Origin of the sequence: Helicobacter sp. MIT 21-1697, from assembly GCF_026241255.1 — a bacterium.
In the GTDB taxonomy this organism is placed as follows: domain Bacteria; phylum Campylobacterota; class Campylobacteria; order Campylobacterales; family Helicobacteraceae; genus Helicobacter_C.
The window spans coordinates 1-15,325 of sequence record NZ_JAPHNC010000002.1; the positions used below are offsets into that span (position 1 = coordinate 1).

At 38.4% G+C, this 15,325-nt stretch carries 21 protein-coding genes; 18 read left to right on the plus strand and 3 right to left on the minus strand.

Annotated features, from left to right (window positions below; all coding sequences use genetic code 11):
• The first annotated feature begins 41 nt into the window (after positions 1–41).
• From OQH61_RS01890 to OQH61_RS01950, 13 genes are all read left to right on the plus strand, one after another.
• Entirely contained in the window at positions 42–641 is a 600-nt protein-coding gene (locus OQH61_RS01890) for an HAD-IB family phosphatase (protein WP_266025546.1), read from the plus strand.
• Positions 614–1,255 (plus strand): NTP transferase domain-containing protein, encoded by a 642-nt coding sequence (locus OQH61_RS01895; protein ID WP_266025547.1) that lies wholly within the window; start codon positions 614–616, stop codon positions 1,253–1,255. Before OQH61_RS01890 ends, OQH61_RS01895 begins: the two co-directional genes overlap by 28 nt.
• On the plus strand, positions 1,252–2,070 hold the full coding sequence (locus OQH61_RS01900; protein WP_266025548.1) for a class I SAM-dependent methyltransferase: 819 nt from the start codon (positions 1,252–1,254) through the stop codon (positions 2,068–2,070). The genes OQH61_RS01895 and OQH61_RS01900 overlap by 4 nt, the downstream gene beginning before the upstream one ends.
• Positions 2,071–2,073: 3 nt before the next feature.
• Positions 2,074–2,859, plus strand: a complete 786-nt coding sequence (locus tag OQH61_RS01905) for a radical SAM protein (RefSeq protein ID WP_266025549.1) — start codon at positions 2,074–2,076, stop codon at positions 2,857–2,859.
• Positions 2,807–3,007 carry a hypothetical protein gene (locus OQH61_RS01910; RefSeq protein ID WP_266025550.1) on the plus strand — a complete coding sequence of 67 codons (201 nt, stop codon included), beginning with the start codon at positions 2,807–2,809 and terminating at the stop codon, positions 3,005–3,007. The genes OQH61_RS01905 and OQH61_RS01910 overlap by 53 nt, the downstream gene beginning before the upstream one ends.
• Positions 2,983–3,708 (plus strand): aspartate/glutamate racemase family protein, encoded by a 726-nt coding sequence (locus tag OQH61_RS01915; protein WP_266025551.1) that lies wholly within the window; start codon positions 2,983–2,985, stop codon positions 3,706–3,708. Before OQH61_RS01910 ends, OQH61_RS01915 begins: the two co-directional genes overlap by 25 nt.
• A complete protein-coding gene (locus tag OQH61_RS01920; protein WP_266025552.1) occupies positions 3,701–4,339 on the plus strand; it encodes a class I SAM-dependent methyltransferase in 639 nt (212 codons plus the stop codon). The genes OQH61_RS01915 and OQH61_RS01920 overlap by 8 nt, the downstream gene beginning before the upstream one ends.
• A gap of 79 nt (positions 4,340–4,418) precedes the next feature.
• Positions 4,419–5,507, plus strand: a complete 1,089-nt coding sequence (locus OQH61_RS01925) for a glycosyltransferase family 2 protein (protein WP_266025553.1) — start codon at positions 4,419–4,421, stop codon at positions 5,505–5,507.
• 30 nt (positions 5,508–5,537) lie between these two features.
• Positions 5,538–6,542: an alpha-1,2-fucosyltransferase gene (locus OQH61_RS01930; RefSeq protein WP_266025554.1), complete on the plus strand. Its 1,005-nt coding sequence runs from the start codon at positions 5,538–5,540 to the stop codon at positions 6,540–6,542.
• Positions 6,526–7,617 (plus strand): DegT/DnrJ/EryC1/StrS family aminotransferase, encoded by a 1,092-nt coding sequence (locus tag OQH61_RS01935; protein ID WP_266025555.1) that lies wholly within the window; start codon positions 6,526–6,528, stop codon positions 7,615–7,617. The genes OQH61_RS01930 and OQH61_RS01935 overlap by 17 nt, the downstream gene beginning before the upstream one ends.
• A gap of 21 nt (positions 7,618–7,638) precedes the next feature.
• Entirely contained in the window at positions 7,639–8,073 is a 435-nt protein-coding gene (locus OQH61_RS01940; protein ID WP_266025556.1) for an alpha-1,2-fucosyltransferase, read from the plus strand.
• A gap of 31 nt (positions 8,074–8,104) precedes the next feature.
• A complete protein-coding gene (locus tag OQH61_RS01945; protein WP_266025892.1) occupies positions 8,105–8,530 on the plus strand; it encodes an alpha-1,2-fucosyltransferase in 426 nt (141 codons plus the stop codon).
• The gene (locus OQH61_RS01950) at positions 8,527–9,438 is read left to right on the plus strand and encodes a GT-D fold domain-containing glycosyltransferase (RefSeq protein WP_266025557.1); all 912 of its coding nucleotides are present in this window, start codon (positions 8,527–8,529) and stop codon (positions 9,436–9,438) included. The genes OQH61_RS01945 and OQH61_RS01950 overlap by 4 nt, the downstream gene beginning before the upstream one ends.
• Before the next feature lie 92 nt (positions 9,439–9,530).
• Here OQH61_RS01950 and OQH61_RS01955 read toward each other — a convergent pair whose 3' ends face one another.
• The 3 genes from OQH61_RS01955 to OQH61_RS01965 all read right to left on the minus strand — a co-directional run bounded on the left by OQH61_RS01955 (position 9,531) and on the right by OQH61_RS01965 (position 11,286).
• Positions 9,531–10,274: a DUF2972 domain-containing protein gene (locus tag OQH61_RS01955; protein ID WP_266025558.1), complete on the minus strand. Its 744-nt coding sequence runs from the start codon at positions 10,272–10,274 to the stop codon at positions 9,531–9,533.
• Between the two features lie 13 nt (positions 10,275–10,287).
• Positions 10,288–10,758 (minus strand): hypothetical protein, encoded by a 471-nt coding sequence (locus OQH61_RS01960; RefSeq protein WP_266025559.1) that lies wholly within the window; start codon positions 10,756–10,758, stop codon positions 10,288–10,290.
• A gap of 75 nt (positions 10,759–10,833) precedes the next feature.
• Positions 10,834–11,286 carry a hypothetical protein gene (locus OQH61_RS01965; protein WP_266025560.1) on the minus strand — a complete coding sequence of 151 codons (453 nt, stop codon included), beginning with the start codon at positions 11,284–11,286 and terminating at the stop codon, positions 10,834–10,836.
• Between the two features lie 691 nt (positions 11,287–11,977).
• Here OQH61_RS01965 and OQH61_RS01970 point away from each other — a divergent pair.
• Genes OQH61_RS01970 through OQH61_RS01990 form a run of 5 tightly spaced genes read left to right on the plus strand, consistent with a single transcriptional unit; the run spans position 11,978 to position 15,300 of the window.
• On the plus strand, positions 11,978–12,250 hold the full coding sequence (locus OQH61_RS01970) for a hypothetical protein (protein WP_266025561.1): 273 nt from the start codon (positions 11,978–11,980) through the stop codon (positions 12,248–12,250).
• A complete protein-coding gene (locus OQH61_RS01975) occupies positions 12,160–12,663 on the plus strand; it encodes a hypothetical protein (RefSeq protein WP_266025563.1) in 504 nt (167 codons plus the stop codon). The genes OQH61_RS01970 and OQH61_RS01975 overlap by 91 nt, the downstream gene beginning before the upstream one ends.
• Positions 12,650–13,696 carry a glycosyltransferase family 2 protein gene (locus OQH61_RS01980; protein ID WP_266025564.1) on the plus strand — a complete coding sequence of 349 codons (1,047 nt, stop codon included), beginning with the start codon at positions 12,650–12,652 and terminating at the stop codon, positions 13,694–13,696. The genes OQH61_RS01975 and OQH61_RS01980 overlap by 14 nt, the downstream gene beginning before the upstream one ends.
• Before the next feature lie 28 nt (positions 13,697–13,724).
• Positions 13,725–13,931, plus strand: a complete 207-nt coding sequence (locus OQH61_RS01985; protein ID WP_266025565.1) for a hypothetical protein — start codon at positions 13,725–13,727, stop codon at positions 13,929–13,931.
• A complete protein-coding gene (locus tag OQH61_RS01990) occupies positions 13,897–15,300 on the plus strand; it encodes a class I SAM-dependent methyltransferase (protein ID WP_266025566.1) in 1,404 nt (467 codons plus the stop codon). Before OQH61_RS01985 ends, OQH61_RS01990 begins: the two co-directional genes overlap by 35 nt.
• Positions 15,301–15,325 lie beyond the last annotated feature (25 nt).

Consider the following 15,325-nt stretch of genomic DNA (forward strand, 5'->3'; position numbering starts at 1 on the left):
TGCATTGAGAAGCTAAAGGTTCTGCTGCAAGGACAAAGTCAATGAAACAATTTATCTTTGACTTAGATGGGACATTAACTAAAGAGGAAACCCTACCCAAAATCGCCCAAGCCTTTAATGTCCAAGCACAGATTGATAATCTCACGCAAGAAACGATTGCAGGCAATATTCCTTTTATAGAGTCTTTTATCTCTCGTGTGGGGATTTTGGGCAAATTGCCTGTGGATAAAATCGCAAGATTACTAGAGCAAATAGAAATTTATGAAAATTTAAATGCCTTTATCCAAGCGCATAGCAATCAATGCTGTATAGCCACAGGGAACTTAGAATGTTGGATTAGCAAACTTGTAGCAAAGGTAGGGTGTGAGACTTTCAGCTCTAGTGGAATCTTGCAAGATAATAATGTTCTCAAACTCACCCATATTCTTAAAAAAGAATCCATTGTCAAAGCTTACCAAGCACAAGGGCAAAAAGTGATTTTCATAGGTGATGGCAATAACGATGTAGAAGCAATGAGATTAGCAGATGTTTCTATTGCTTCAGGCTTGACGCATAAGCCTTCACCGGGCGTGTTATCCATTGCAGATTATGCAATTTTTAGCGAGGAGGCATTATGCAGACTGCTTTATCAGTTGTTATAAGCTGTGCGGGGATTGGCTCTAGGCTTGGGCTAAACTCCACAAAAGCTTTGATAAATTTAGAGGGTAAATCCTTAATTGCGTGGCAATTAGAACTTTTTAAAGAAGTAGAAGATGTGCGCATTGTCGTTGGATTTCAAGCCTCTTTGGTAATGGAGGAAGTTTTGAAATACAGAAAAGATGTGATTTTTATCTATAATCATAATTATTTTGAAACCAAAACAGGCACAAGCTTCTATCTAGGGGCAAAAGACGCGAATGAATTTGTCATAGAATACGATGGCGATTTGCTGGTGAATCCCCAAGATATGCAAATGCTCTTAAAGCAAAGTGGAGAATGGATAGCCTACACAGATATAAGCTCTAGTGAGCCGGTGTTTGTGAATGTTAATAGCGCGGGTGAAGTGGAATCTTTTTCGCGTAAAAATGGCGATTATGAATGGACAGGACCTTGCTGCTTGAAAAAGTCAAATGTCAAATACACTTCAAGTAATGTCTATAATCAACTAGAAACTTATCTGCCCCTTAGAGGCATAAAAGTGCGTGCAGTAGATATAGATACCTATGATGACTATCAAAACGCACATTTCATCTTAAAACAATGGAGAAACAAATGAAATTTCTAAGAAAACTCAAAGACGAATTCAAAAGGCATCTTACTAAGCCTTTCAAGGTAGCAATTCCACAAGAATACGCCAAAGACTTGCAACAATGGAATAACGATAGGGGCGTGTTTAGCACTTCATATCAGGCAATCTGTGCAGTGATAAGGCAAAATTCCCAAAAAACACCTTTATTTTATCTCACAAGCAAATTTTGGAATCTTCAAAGTGTTATTCCTGCACGATTTAAGGAGCAAAAGGCATTTATAGAATCCGCTTTCCTCCCCAAGCTCAAAAAGAGCGATTGTTTGCTAGATATGGGTTGTGCTAATGGCGAATGGAGCTTTATGTTTGCACCTTTTGTCAAGGAAGTTAGAGCGTATGATTACTCTCCTGCTTTAATTGAAGGTGCAAAAGAAATCCACGCAAGAGATTTTCCACACATTAGCAATATCACTTTTGCGCAAGGCGATGCAAGTAGCTTAAAAGGAGAGCAAACTTATGATTGCATTGCTTTAATGGGAGTTTTATCCTATGTTTTTAAATGGCAAGAGGCAGAGGAGATTTTCTCCAAACTCCACACTGCTCTTCGGGGGGGGGGGGGGTATATGATTTATAAAGATAATACCAACTCTAGTGCAGAGGACTTTTATTTTTATGCCAATAGAAATTATTGGATGGTGGCGCGAAGTCGTGCGAAATATTTGGCACTTTTTGAAAAAGTAGGCTTTAAAATCGTGCAAGAGAAAATCATACACAAGGCGATAGAAAAACTTGAAAATGAGCAAATAGAGACAGAATCTTATATGTGTATCTTACAAAAGGAGTGAGTGATGACAAAGCTAAACAACTTTAAACACAAACTAAAGTCTAAAGGCAAGGAAATTAGACATTATTTAGAGGATAATGGGCTTAAAAAGCCAAAGCCTATAAAAATTGATTTTTTTGTCTTTTGGTGTGGGACAAAGTGCAGTTTGCATTGCAAAAATTGCTGCAACCTTATCCCTTATATGAAACAAGAATCGTTTAATGTCCAAGAGATTTTGGCAGATTTTGCGTTTCTTGCAAATTATTGCGAAATCAAATCCTTGCAGATTCAAGGTGGGGAGCTTTTCACCCACCCCAATGTAGCTCAAATCATCGCCAACCTTGCACAATATAAGATTCCGCGCATTAGTCTTACAACCAATGGAAGTATCGTGCCAAAAGAGGAGCTACTCCAAGTGTTAAAAGACAATCCCAATGTGCAAATTACGATTTCAAACTATGATTGCATACCGCAGAAGCGCGAAAAGCTCATCAATGTCCTAGAGCAACACAACATTGCCTATAATAAATATGAATTTATGTATGGAAATGGGCAATGGTTTGATTATGGCAATGTCCATCAAAAGCGCGTGAGTGTGGAGAGAGCAAAGGCAAATTATAGGGATTGCGATGAGAAATATTGCCTCACTTTTGCCGATGGGTTTCTTTACACTTGTGGAAAAATCCGCGCGATTAATGAAATCTATGGAGAGGATATGCGCGCAAATCAAAGCGATTATAATGGAATTTCTAAAGTCAATGTCCGAGCGTGGAGGCAAGAATCTATCGGGGGGGGGGGGCTTAGTTTATGAGCAAGAATTTAGAAGATTCTTTAGAACTCGTAATGAATACAAAGAGGAATGCCATTATTGTATCGTGGATAAAAATCGCTTTGTCAAAGCGGGTATTCAGCTAAGTAGCGAGGAAATGAGGCAATGGAAGCAAAGAGAACAAAAATAATTGGAATCATCGGTGGAGCAGGAGTCGCAGCGACTAACAAACTCAACGAACTCCTAGAAATTGAGCTGACTAAAAAAGGAGCATTTAGAGATGCACATCACCCACAAATCCTTACCTTTCAAGCGACCCAAGCTCCATCAAGAAGCCTTTATTTGGAGGGCAGAGGAGAGGACTTCACACAAGATTATATTGAGGTAGGCAAAAGATTGCAAGATTTTGGCGCACAAACGCTCTGTATGTGTTGCAATACTGCGCATTATAGTTTTGATGCCATAAGCAAAGCACTGCCAAAAGTGAAGTTTCTTAACCTCATAGAATCTGCAGTGCTTAAAGTCAAGCAGAGCGGAGCAAAATCTGTGGGACTAATCGCAAGTGATGGTTGTTTAAAGGGTAGAGTGTATGAGCGGTATTTTGAAAAACTCTGCCCAAAGGTGAAAATCATCTATCCAAACGCAGAGTTTCAAAAAAGAGTTACACAAGGGATTTGCAATATCAAAAATATTCATCGTTTTGACAACGCCAAATCCCTAGAGCGTCCTAAAAATATCTTTAAACAAGTGCGTGAGCATTTGTTATCGGGGGGGGGGGATATAATCCTACTTGGTTGCACAGATATTCGTGTGGATTATTACAATGCGTGCGATATTTGTTCTTTAGAAGTATTGAAAGATTTGATTTTAAAAGAGGTGTGGAATGAATGAAAAGGCATTGGAGTTTTTCGGGGCTTTAAGCAAAGAGGCGAGAGAAGATTCTGTAAAGCTTGCAAATAATACAGATTTTTCAGAACTTGATGCGAAATTTATTTTAAAATATGCTAATGAGAAATCGCATATTTTGGATTTAGGTTCGGGCAGTGGGCTGATTGTGAATAAAATCTATCCGTATGTTGAAAAGATTGTTTGTGTGGATTTTTATCAAGAATTTACAAAATTTATTGCAAAAAATGAGAAAATCACAATTATTAATGAGGATTTATTTAGCTTTAACACGCAAGAGAAGTTTGACATTGTGAGTGCGTTTGGCGTGATGCACTATGTGAATGAGCAAGAAGCGCAAGAGTTATATCAAAAATATCAGCAATTTTTAAAACCTCAAGGGGGGGGGTTGTTTATCATTAAAAATCAATTTGGCATAAAGGAGACGATTAATGTTTCGGGTTATTCGCAGGAGCAAAAAAGAGAATACTACTCGCAATATCGTTATATTGAGAGAGAAAAGCAAATTTTAAAAGACTTAGGATTTGAAATCATAGAAGTGTGTGATATTTATCCCAAAGAAGCAAATCGCTGGGAGAACACGCACTTTTGGGCGATTGTGGGGAAGTTAGCGTGATACTCAAAGTCAAAGGTTAGAAATTTATAATTTTTCTGTATAATTCCTTTTTTATTTTATAGAACAAAAATGGGTATGAATGTTTCCTAAAATCTCTATCTTAGCTCCGAGTTTTAATCACGAGAAGTTTGTTGGATTCTATATAGAATCTATCTTGAGCCAGACTTTTAGCGATTTTGAATGTATCATTGTAGATGATTGCTCCACTGATAACAATGTGCAGGAGATTTTAAAATATAAAGATACGCGTATTAAACTTGTCCAACACCCATATAATCAAGGCATTAATGCAAGCTTGAATACGGCTTTTGAAAACGCAAGTGGAGAATATCTTGTATTTTTAGCCACCGATGATATATTAGAGCCAAATGCGCTAGAAATCTTGTATCAAGCCCTAGAGCAAAATCCTAATGCAAAAGCAATTTATCCACGATTAATGAAAATAGACAAGGATAATCAAAAGTTAGGAATCCTTGAAGTAAGGCAAAGAAGCAGGGAGGAGCTTTTGTATCATTTATTTATGATAGGTAATGCTCTGACTTCGCCGGGTATGGCTCTAAGGAGGACAGATTTTGTGCAAATTCTCTATCCACTAGATAGAGCAATGTGCAATTTCCAAGATGTGCAAATGCACATTAAATTACTTTTGAGGGGGGGGGTCGTGCTTCTTCCGCAAATCCTTGTGCTTTATCGTTTTGACCCAAGAGGGAGTAATATTAGCGCACTCACAGAAAATACCTTTAAACGTGAAGATATGGAGAAATCTAAGCTAATGGATACTTTCTTAGAGCTTAAAAATATCACTAGAGCAGAGGAATTGCTCCAAAATGTCTTTGCTAAGGAAATTGAGACGCTCAATATCGCCCCTAATGTGTCAGCTTTAGAATATTTCTTAGGGAGAATGGCACTCCTCTCACCTGTGGAGTTGAATAGAATGTGGGGTTATCATCAGATTATGACTTCTTATGCAAGCAAAGAGGGCGCACAGAAGCTTAAACAACTTTATAACTTTGAGTTTAAGGATTATCTCAAGCTTATAGAATCTTGTGATGGAACACATTATAAAAATTGGCGCAAATATCAAAAATACAAAAAGCTTTTTAACGCTACTCTTACTTTTGCCCTTGTGCTTTGTATCCTTTTGATTGTGTTTATTATAAAGGGATAAAATGCAAGAAGTAAAATGCAAAGGACAGCGATGAAAGACGATTTAGTCATTATTAGAGTAGATGGCGGGATAGCAAGTCAAATTGCCTTTATCACGCTTGGTTTAGCCTTTGAACAAAAGGGTGTAAAAGTCAAATATGATTTAAGTTGGTTTGAGGACTTTGGCACAGGATTTTTTAATCCAAGCAAGAGCTATGATAAAGTCTATGATGTGAATTTTGATATTCCCAAAGCCTTTCCTGCCTTGTCTCTAAAAATCGCAAGCAAAGAAGAAGTAGCGCATTATAGTGAGTATTATTTTATTGATGATAATGATGTGATTATGCGTCAAGCCCCACTTTATATCGGAGGATATTTAGGCAGAGTGTTTGATACACGTTATGCTAAGCTTTTGCAAGAGCATTTTAAACCACAAGAACTAAGTGAGCGCAACACTCCTTTTGCTACATTACTCCACGAGATAGAATCTTCTCCAGCCCCCTGTGGTATTCATATCAGACGAGGGGACTTATCCCAGCCCCATATTGCTTATGGCAATCCTACGAGCAATGAATATTTTGCCAAAAGCATAGAGCTAATGTGCCTTTTACACTCGCAAAGTAGCTTTTATCTCTTTAGCGATGATTTAGCTTATACAAAAGAACAGATTGTCCCACTATTAAAGGGCAAAACTTATAGAATCTGTGATGTCAATAATCCAAGTCAAGGCTATTTGGATTTATATCTTTTAAGTCAGTGTCGCAATATCATTGGTTCGCACGGAGGAATGGGAGGGTGTGCGAAGATTCTCTCTCCCTATAATCCCTTGCTGATTACGCCTCGCTATCGCAATATTTTTAAAGAAGTAGAGAATGTAATGTGTGTGAATTGGGGTGAAAGTGTGCAGGTTGCACCTCTAGTATATTCTGCCCCCCCCCTGTTATCTCCCAGCTCAAAGCAAATGCGCCGCTTAATCAAGGCTTATTTAAGGAGAAAGATAGTGCGAGTGCTTGAAAAGTTTGGGATAAAAAGGAGCGCAAATGGTGCCATTTCTTGATGTTAAAGCCATTAATGAAAGATTTAGTGCGGAGTTAGAATCCGCATTTTCTGAAGTGTTGCAAAGTGGTTGGTATGTCTTGGGTGAGCAAAATAAAGCTTTTGAACGCGAATTTAGCGCGTATTGTGGGGTGAAGCATTGCGTGGGTTGTGCGAATGGTTTAGATGCTTTGCGACTTGCTATCAAAGCACTAGGATTTGGCGCAGGCGATGAGATTATTGTCCCTGCAAACACCTATATTGCCTCAATTTTAGCAATCACTGATAACCTCTGCACACCTGTGCTTGTAGAGCCAAATTTAGAGACTTATAATATTGATGTTAATCTCATAGAATCGCACATTACACCAAAAACCAAAGCGATTCTTGTCGTGCATTTGTATGGACAGGCAGTGGATATGCAGAAAGTGTGGGAGTTAGCGCAAAAATATCATCTCAAAATTATAGAGGATTCCGCACAAGCGCACGGCGCGATATATCAAAGCAAAAGAGTAGGGAGTTTGGGTGATGTGAGTGGATTCTCATTTTTTCCGGGCAAGAATCTAGGGGCATTAGGCGATGGTGGTTGTGTGGTGAGCAATGATGAGGCTCTCATACAAAAAGTCCGCGCACTAGGGAATTATGGCTCACATATCAAGTATGAAAATCTCTATGCAGGGCTTAATTCTAGGCTTGATGAAATCCAAGTGGCGTTTTTGCGCATAAAGCTTAAAGCCCTTGATGAGGATAATAAGCGGCGGCAGGAGATTGCGAGAATGTATAGAGAGCATATCTACAATGAGCACGTTATCCTGCCTCAATGCGTCAGTGAAGAATCGCACGTGTGGCATTTGTTTGTCGTGCGTAGTGCGCAAAGGGAGCGTTTGCAAGAGCATTTGAGGCAAAGTGGAATCCAAACGCTTATCCATTATCCTATCCCGCCACATAAGCAGCAAGCCTACAAGCAGTATAATCATTTGAGCCTGCCTATTACCGAGCGCATTCACAAAGAAGTGCTATCCTTGCCCATAAGCCCTGTAATGAGTGAAGAGCAAGTGAGTGTAGTTATAGAATCTGTGAATGCTTTTAGGGGATAAGTTTAATTACAAGGAGTGAAAATGCAATACAAAATCGTGGAACTTACCTGTGGCTTAGGTAATCAGATGTTTCAATATGCTTTTGCTAAGAGCTTGGAGCATCATTTGCAAATGCCCATTTTGCTTGATAAAACTTGGTTTGAAGTAGAGGGCAAAAAGCATTCTATCCCCTTTAGTTTGGGGCTTTTTAACATTGATTTACCCTATGCGACACAGGAGCAAATTAGCGCACTCAAGGAAAAATTCAACTCTTTTGAATCTAAGCCAAAGATTATGAGAAGTATTTTAAAGAGAGTAGGGTATCCTAGAGTCGCTAGAAGCTTTGCTTTTGAATACAAAGCACAATATTTAAAGCCAAATCCTTTTGCATATTTTGTTGGATTCTTCCAAAATCCACTTTATTTTAAAGAGATTGCTTCGCATATAAAGGAAGTGTTATGCCCCCCCCCCCATTAAAAGCGAAATAAATAAGCATAAATTAGAGCGCATTTGCCAAGCTCAAAACAGCGTTTTTATCCACATCAGACGCGGTGATTATTGCACACATTCGTGGCAGGTGGATTTAAGCTATTATAAAAAAGCAGTGGCTACCATTGCAAGCAAGATAAATAATCCTCAATTTTTCCTCTTTTGTGCAGATAGAGAGTTTGCACGAAATCTTGATTTGGGCTATCCCTTTGTGGATATGACGACTGAAAATATTACCGCAGATAATCATTATGAGGACTTAACGCTTATGGCGCATTGCCAACACGGCATTGTGGCAAACAGCACTTATTCGTGGTGGGCAGCTTATCTCATCAGTAATCCCCAAAAAATCATCATCGCCCCCACCCCTTGGCTACTTGGTAACGATGAGATAATTTGTGCAGATTGGATTAAAATAGAAGCGGCAAGAGAGGTGGCATTATGAAATACTCTCTTAGGACTTTTATTCGCAATCTCCGCTATTTGTGGCGATATAACCTCAAAGAAATAGATAATAAATTGCACGATTTATTCAAATCTGCTCCCACATCGGATTATTTTTATAATTTTGCAGAGATGTTAAGAGATGAAATCAAAAATGATTTTGACACGATTACCCCGCCGATTGTCAAAGATAATTTTGAGACTTTGCAGATTTTATTAGATTCTCAAAAAAGCTTTATTCGCTTTGGTGATGGGGAATATATCTTAATGGAGGGAGGTAGCATAGGATTCCAAAAATATGATAAAAATCTTGCTCAAACTCTGCAAGAAATCATCACTTCACAAGATGAAAATCTGCTCATTGGCTTAGGTTATAGCTTGTTTCACGCACCTACTGAAAATTCGCGTTCCCCGTGGTTTAGATACACTTGGGTAGCAGAGAATTATCATATCATCAAAAAATACCTTGTGCCTCATAAAGTGTATGGTGCGACAGATATAAGTCAAGTTTATGCAGGATATAAAGAATACGATTTTGAGCGACACTATGCGCTACTCAAACAACTTTTTATAGGTAAAAAAATCTTAGTGATTTGCGGAGATAAGGTGTTGGCAAATGCGCAATATAGTATTTTTGAGGAGTGTAAAGACATTGCCTATCTCTATGGAGCGACTAAACACGCTTACGAGGGTATAGGCACATTAAGGAGACAGATTCTTAACTTTAGCAAGGACTATGTGCTTCTTTTTGCACTCGGTCCTGCGGGTAAGGCTTTGGGCTATGAGATGTTTAAGCTAGGCTATCGTGTGCTTGATATTGGACATAGTATTAAAGATTATGACGCCTATAAACGCAGGATGCAAATGGATAAAAAAGGTGTAGCACAATTTTTCGCTCCTGATGAGTGAGACTTAGATTCTTCTACTAATGCTTCAGAATAATAGGGTATAGTGTCATTTTACAAGCGTGGGCAAAAGCAACGCTCGGTGGGTTAAGTGATTTAAGGCAGTTTTTCACATAAGGATTCAAAAGCCTGATAATGTGTCCAAGATTCTATAATGTCTGCTCTCTCACGCTTTAAATCCTGCAAGTCCTTATCACAAAGAGCTTTAAAATTCTTTGCTATTTGTGGGTGTGAAGCAAAATACTCTAAAATATCCTTTTCGCTTAAGGCTTGTTGTTTTTTGGTTACCACGATGTGCAAAAGTGCCTCTAGTGTCGCTATAAGCTCGCGCTGAATCATCTCAAAATGTGATTGAATCATTTGCACTTCTTTATGCGTTTTGACATAGACTTTGCAATTTTCCAAGTCGGGATTGTTTTGATAGGAGGGTGGCATTATTTTATCGGTAATGTCTATGTCTTTTGCATTTTTTGCAAGCGTAAGGGTGATTTGGCAATCTTGCAGCACAAGACAAAGGTGCAAAGGCAAAATAAAATACAAATGCGCATAGGCTTGCTCCTCAAAGAGATGTTTATCCACCTCTTTAGGTGTTTCAAAGCCAAAAATGTGGCTTAGCCTTTTCATCGTCTCAAAAGCTCTGTCTTTAGTAATTTCGCTCATATCCACATAGTGCTTTTGCGTGATATGTGGCAAAGATGTGAGCAGTTCATTAAGAATAAACCACGAATGAAATTCATCTTGCTTTTGTGCTTTAGCGATATAGGATTCTATTTTATCAAGGCAGGGAGAGTGTGAGAAGTAAGATTCTTGTGTGTGGGGATTGTAAGCACCATATTGCAAAGAGGCGATAAGTTTATTCTGCCCCCCCCCCCATTAGTTGCTTATCTTGCTGCGGTTGGGCAAAATTGATACCAGATTTGAGGATAGAAATCGGGTCGCGCACCAAAATAAGTGCCGGGACTTTAGAATCTAGTGTGCTTGTGTATTTGGTAAAGTCTTTGAAGTTGTATTCGCACAGCGCAAGGGCTGCATAAGTTGGCTTTGTGCTTAATCTTACATAATTGCTTTTATACCGCTCAAAACCGCTTTCTAAAAACTGAACATTGAGCGAGATATTGCAATACTTTAAGAAGTTCGTCATCGCATTATGTCCTGTGGCGTGATAAGTGATAAAATAAAAGCGATAATTTGGAGGCAGTGCGTGGTTGCGCTTGTAGAGAAAAGGCGCTAAAAATTTTGCACATCGTTTAAAAAATTGGTATTTTAAAGTAGCACAAATGCCTTGTTCTTCGAGAATCTTTAGAGTTTTGCTGTGTTTGCGCATACTATTCCTTTTGAAAATAAGGCATTTTACATTAATTTTATTTAATTTTGTATTTATTTGTTTGTGTGAGTGTGTTTAGAGAGTAATGAGCGAAATGCCCTGTTCCTGCAAAAGCTCATAAATTATCTCCACATCTTTTGTTAATTCATCTTTAACTAATGGGCGAATATCTATCGCTTCTAGGGGAATATTTGGCATAATCTTGGCAATATTAAAAAGTGCAGATGAGAGAAAACTGACTACTTTGATAGGTTTTTGCTCTAGGGTTAAAAGATGAATTTCTATAATTTCATCTAATTCTTTTATCTCCCAACCGCATTGAGCGAGGTATTCTAAGAAAGCTTTTGAATCGCGTTTATGGGCGATGTAGATAAGGCGGCAATTATTTTGAGCATATAATGATTTGATTTTATCAAAAAGTGCTTCAAAGTCTTTTTGGTTTTTGCATAAATCTCCAGCGGGTTGTCCAATAATATATATATATATATATATATATATATGATAGAGCTGCGCAAGTGGGCTGTTCATAATGACTTAAGAGATATTCAAAAGAATGATAGGATATTTCTTGGTTATTCAAGGGTTTTAGAAAATGATAACTTGTAAATAAGTTGGTATGTTTATGCCAATTTTGAGGGAATGCACAATAAATACCTCGTAATAGAAGTTTTATGTATGTTTTGATTCTAAAAAGCAGAGTGTCATATTTTGTTTTTCCTTGCGCAATGTATAAATTTTGATAGGTAATGGTAGCAACCCCATCATCTATGAGAAAAAGCTTATTTGGGCGGAGATAGGAAAAGGCGATTTGTTGATTGAAATTATTATGAAGTGTTATAAAAAGATGCGCAATATTAAAGTGAGTTTTTATAAATCGTAATACTTTAGCATATCTCGTTCCAGTGCCTTTTTGATACGCTAAGCAATCAAAAATATAATCCCAATCTTTTGGACTTAAGTATCTCCGCACTTGTTTGTTCATATTATCATTATTGATATGCAGAATTAAAATATTGATTGGAGAGGGGAATCTCTGTCTTGCTTCTAGGGCATTGATAAGCTGGAAAGATGTATTGATAATAAAACAATTTGCTCTTTCCATTGTGTTCCCCCCCCCCCCCTGTCTCATAGCAAATCAAGCATTATATCTTAATTTTAAGCTAGATTTGTTTATGATTCACACAAAAGTTGGCAGTTAGCAAAGGTTAAGGGAGAGACAATGTTTAAGGGCTTGAAATCAAGTGTGAGGCAAATAAAGCAAAAGGTGAAAGAGGCAAAAAATGCCAAAAAAATAGCAGCAGATAAACAAAGCTTAAACCCACAACACTACCCATTACAATTATCGGAGAATGAGCAAGTGTATGTGTGCAACGCACTTATAAGTGCGGGGGGGGGGCATATTTGGAGTTTGGTTCAGGTGGTTCTACCTTTTTGGCGATTCTATTCTCGCAAGTGCGCGTATTCAGCGTGGAATCTGATAGGGCGTGGATAGAGCATTTGAAGAGTTGGCAAGTGATAAATGAAGCGATTAGGCACAAACGCTTGGAGTTTATATCGGTAAATATTGGGCGCACAGGAGAATGGGGCGTGCCACAAGATATGAGCAAAACATCGCTTTTTCCGCAGTATTCTGCGCAAGTATTTGAAAATCACAAAGATTTTGATGTGATATTTATTGATGGGAGATTTCGCGTGGCTTGTCTTTTGCAGAGTGTGCTGCATTGTTCTAAGGACACGAGGATTCTTATGCACGATTTTAATAACCGCGCCTTTTATCATCAAATCCTAGAGTTTGTGGATTTTGTGGATACTTGCGATACTTTAGCAGAGTTTAAAGTGAAGTCAAACATTGACAAACAAAGGCTACTAGCACTTTATGAGGAGTATAAATATGTCTGGGAGTGAAGTGAGACTAAGCATTATTATGCCAACTTATAATAGGGAGGCGTATATCAAGGAAGCGTTAGATTCTATTCTTATGCAAGAGAGCAGCTATCCTTATGAGATTATCATCGCTGATGATTGCTCAACTGATAAGAGCCTAGAGATAGCCCAAGAGTATCAAGCGCGTAATCCTCACAAGATTAAGATTCTCACTTCACAAAGTAATCAAAAGCTTTTTAAAAATATTGTGCGTGTGTATGCGGATTTGAAAAGTGATTATTTTTGTGTGCTAGACCCTGATGATTTTTGGACAGATAAGTTTAAGATTCAAAAGGCATTAGATTTTTTAGAATCCCACACAGATTTTTGCGCGTATTTTGGCAATACTGCCTATAAGTATGAGATTGATGAACACGCACAAGGTGAGCGTCCAGATTTTTATTTTAAACACGATACCCCATCTTGTGAATACACTTTTGATGAGTTTTTAAATGGCAAATATCTGTTTGGGCATACCTCCAGCGTGATTTATAGAAATGTGATTTTTCAAAATGCCCTGCCAGAGCAGCTCAAAAATGTAAGCAAAGAGAGTGAAATCTCTTATCGGGGCGATAGTTTTCGTAATTTTATCCATTTGCAAAAGGGCAAATCCTATTATAGCGGGGAGTTAGATTCTGTCTATCGCATAGTCTCTAGCGGGATTTGGACTTCTTTGAATCTGCAAGAGCGCGCACTCATCGGAGCAACATTTTATAAAGATATGTATTTGTATTGGGATAAGGCATATTTACAAATGCTTCTTTTCTCTCGTAGGGCTTATAGGGAGTATAGTCCGCTTGAATTAATTATCGGGGGGGGGGGCAGCTCGCCGCTTGAACAAAGAGTGGTACAATGCAAGTGCCTAGAACAACTCTACCAAGAGCACAAAGAACAACTGCAATCTCTCGCATTTGCAAAAGTTAAATGGAAATATAGAATCTACTTTGCCCTCTATAAGTTTCTCTATAAAAAGCTGCATAAAAAGGGCTTAGTAAATCATCAAAATTTTGTATAATGACAATATCAAAATAAAGGACTTCATAATGGGATTTTTAAAATCAATCAAAAAAAGAATAGCAAGATTTAAGTCAAAATGCACAAATGCACTGACCAAAAGTCGCCTAGATTCTACAATCCGCGCATTTTTGGATTCTAAACACATAGGCGTTGTGCCACATCATATCGGCATAGAATCAAGTATCGGGGGGGGGGCGTGTGCTCATAGTTTCTCTCACTTCGTATCCTCTTAGAATCCCAACTCTGCACTACACACTTTTTTCACTTTTGACGCAAACGCACCAGCCGCACAAAATCGTGCTTTGGCTCTCTGTGGAGGAATTTCCAAACAAAGAGCAGGATTTGCCCCAAAGCGTGTTGAGATTTATGCCTCACGGCGTGGAGATACAATGGTGCGAAGATAATATCAAATCCTACAAAAAGCTCATTCCGAGCTTACAGCTTTACCCCGAGGCGATTATCGTAACTTGTGATGATGATGCGATGTATCCTAAGGATTGGTTAGCTAAGCTTTATGCTGCCTATGTGGAGAATCCCCAATATATCCATTGCCACCGCGCGCATAGAGTGTCTTTTGATGAGCAAGGCAGATTGTTACCTTATATGCAATGGGAATCTTGTATTGCTCATACGCAAACTTCACCTTCGTTTTTAATTTTCTTTACGGGACTTGGTGGGGTTTTGTATCCGCCGCATTGTTTGCATAAAGATGTTTTAGAGCAACAGCAGTTTTTGCGCTTCGCCCCCCACCAAGATGATATTTGGTTTTGGGCTATGGCATTGCTTAAGGAGACAAAAATCAATGTTGTGGAAGAAAACTATACAGAATTTGTGAGCTATGTGGATTTTAAAAAATGTGGAGCATTATGGATAGAAAATGCCAAAGGTGGAATCAATGATAAAGTCTTGCAAAATATCTTAGAATCTTACCCTGCACTTAGACAAAAGATGAAATTTGATTCTAGTGAATATTGGGAAAATCGCTATAAGGATTTCAATGCAACCCATAATACTCTTCGGGGGGGGGGGGGGTATAATATAGGTGCTTCTGGAGCAGGAAGTTATAATAATCTCGCAGCTTTTAAGGCGAAGGTGTTGAATGAATTTGTCAAGGAGGAGCAAGTGCAAAGTGTATTAGAGTTTGGCTGTGGCGATGGGAATCAGCTCTCACTAGCGCAGTATCCGCGCTATATCGGGCTTGATGTGAGTAAGAGCGCATTAACGCATACAAGCGCAAAATTTAGCGCAGATAGTACAAAAGCATTTTATTTGGTTGATGAATTTTTAGCTACTCACCCCGATTTTAGCGCGGAGCTTACTTTATCTTTAGATGTGATTTATCATCTCATTCAAGATGAAGTCTTTGATGAATATATGAAGAATCTTTTTGCACACTCTCGCAAATTTGTAGGCATTTATTCCTCAAACAAAGATGAGTTTCTTGCCTTTCACGTCAAACATAGAAAATTCAGTGCGTGGATAGAGGCAAATGCTAAGGAGTGGGAGTTGTATAAGTTTATCCCTAACACATATCCATTTGATGAGAAAAATCCCAATCACACTTCGTTTGCGGATTTTTATTTTTATAAAAAGCAGCGATGAAAGCGCAAAGTTAATCAAAAAGGAG

Coding starts and splice junctions, on each gene's coding strand:
- OQH61_RS01900 (WP_266025548.1), top strand. CDS start 1,252: ATGAAATTTCTAAGAAAACTCAAAGACGAATTCAAAAGGCATCTTACT.
- OQH61_RS01930 (WP_266025554.1), top strand. CDS start 5,538: ATGAAAGACGATTTAGTCATTATTAGAGTAGATGGCGGGATAGCAAGT.
- OQH61_RS01985 (WP_266025565.1), top strand. CDS start 13,725: ATGGGATTTTTAAAATCAATCAAAAAAAGAATAGCAAGATTTAAGTCA.
- OQH61_RS01915 (WP_266025551.1), top strand. CDS start 2,983: ATGGAAGCAAAGAGAACAAAAATAATTGGAATCATCGGTGGAGCAGGA.
- OQH61_RS01970 (WP_266025561.1), top strand. CDS start 11,978: ATGTTTAAGGGCTTGAAATCAAGTGTGAGGCAAATAAAGCAAAAGGTG.
- OQH61_RS01910 (WP_266025550.1), top strand. CDS start 2,807: ATGTCCGAGCGTGGAGGCAAGAATCTATCGGGGGGGGGGGGCTTAGTT.
- OQH61_RS01950 (WP_266025557.1), top strand. CDS start 8,527: ATGAAATACTCTCTTAGGACTTTTATTCGCAATCTCCGCTATTTGTGG.
- OQH61_RS01940 (WP_266025556.1), top strand. CDS start 7,639: ATGCAATACAAAATCGTGGAACTTACCTGTGGCTTAGGTAATCAGATG.
- OQH61_RS01935 (WP_266025555.1), top strand. CDS start 6,526: ATGGTGCCATTTCTTGATGTTAAAGCCATTAATGAAAGATTTAGTGCG.
- OQH61_RS01965 (WP_266025560.1), bottom strand. CDS start 11,286: ATGAACAGCCCACTTGCGCAGCTCTATCATATATATATATATATATAT.
- OQH61_RS01890 (WP_266025546.1), top strand. CDS start 42: ATGAAACAATTTATCTTTGACTTAGATGGGACATTAACTAAAGAGGAA.
- OQH61_RS01925 (WP_266025553.1), top strand. CDS start 4,419: ATGTTTCCTAAAATCTCTATCTTAGCTCCGAGTTTTAATCACGAGAAG.
- OQH61_RS01895 (WP_266025547.1), top strand. CDS start 614: ATGCAGACTGCTTTATCAGTTGTTATAAGCTGTGCGGGGATTGGCTCT.
- OQH61_RS01960 (WP_266025559.1), bottom strand. CDS start 10,758: ATGCGCAAACACAGCAAAACTCTAAAGATTCTCGAAGAACAAGGCATT.
- OQH61_RS01920 (WP_266025552.1), top strand. CDS start 3,701: ATGAATGAAAAGGCATTGGAGTTTTTCGGGGCTTTAAGCAAAGAGGCG.
- OQH61_RS01980 (WP_266025564.1), top strand. CDS start 12,650: ATGTCTGGGAGTGAAGTGAGACTAAGCATTATTATGCCAACTTATAAT.
- OQH61_RS01905 (WP_266025549.1), top strand. CDS start 2,074: ATGACAAAGCTAAACAACTTTAAACACAAACTAAAGTCTAAAGGCAAG.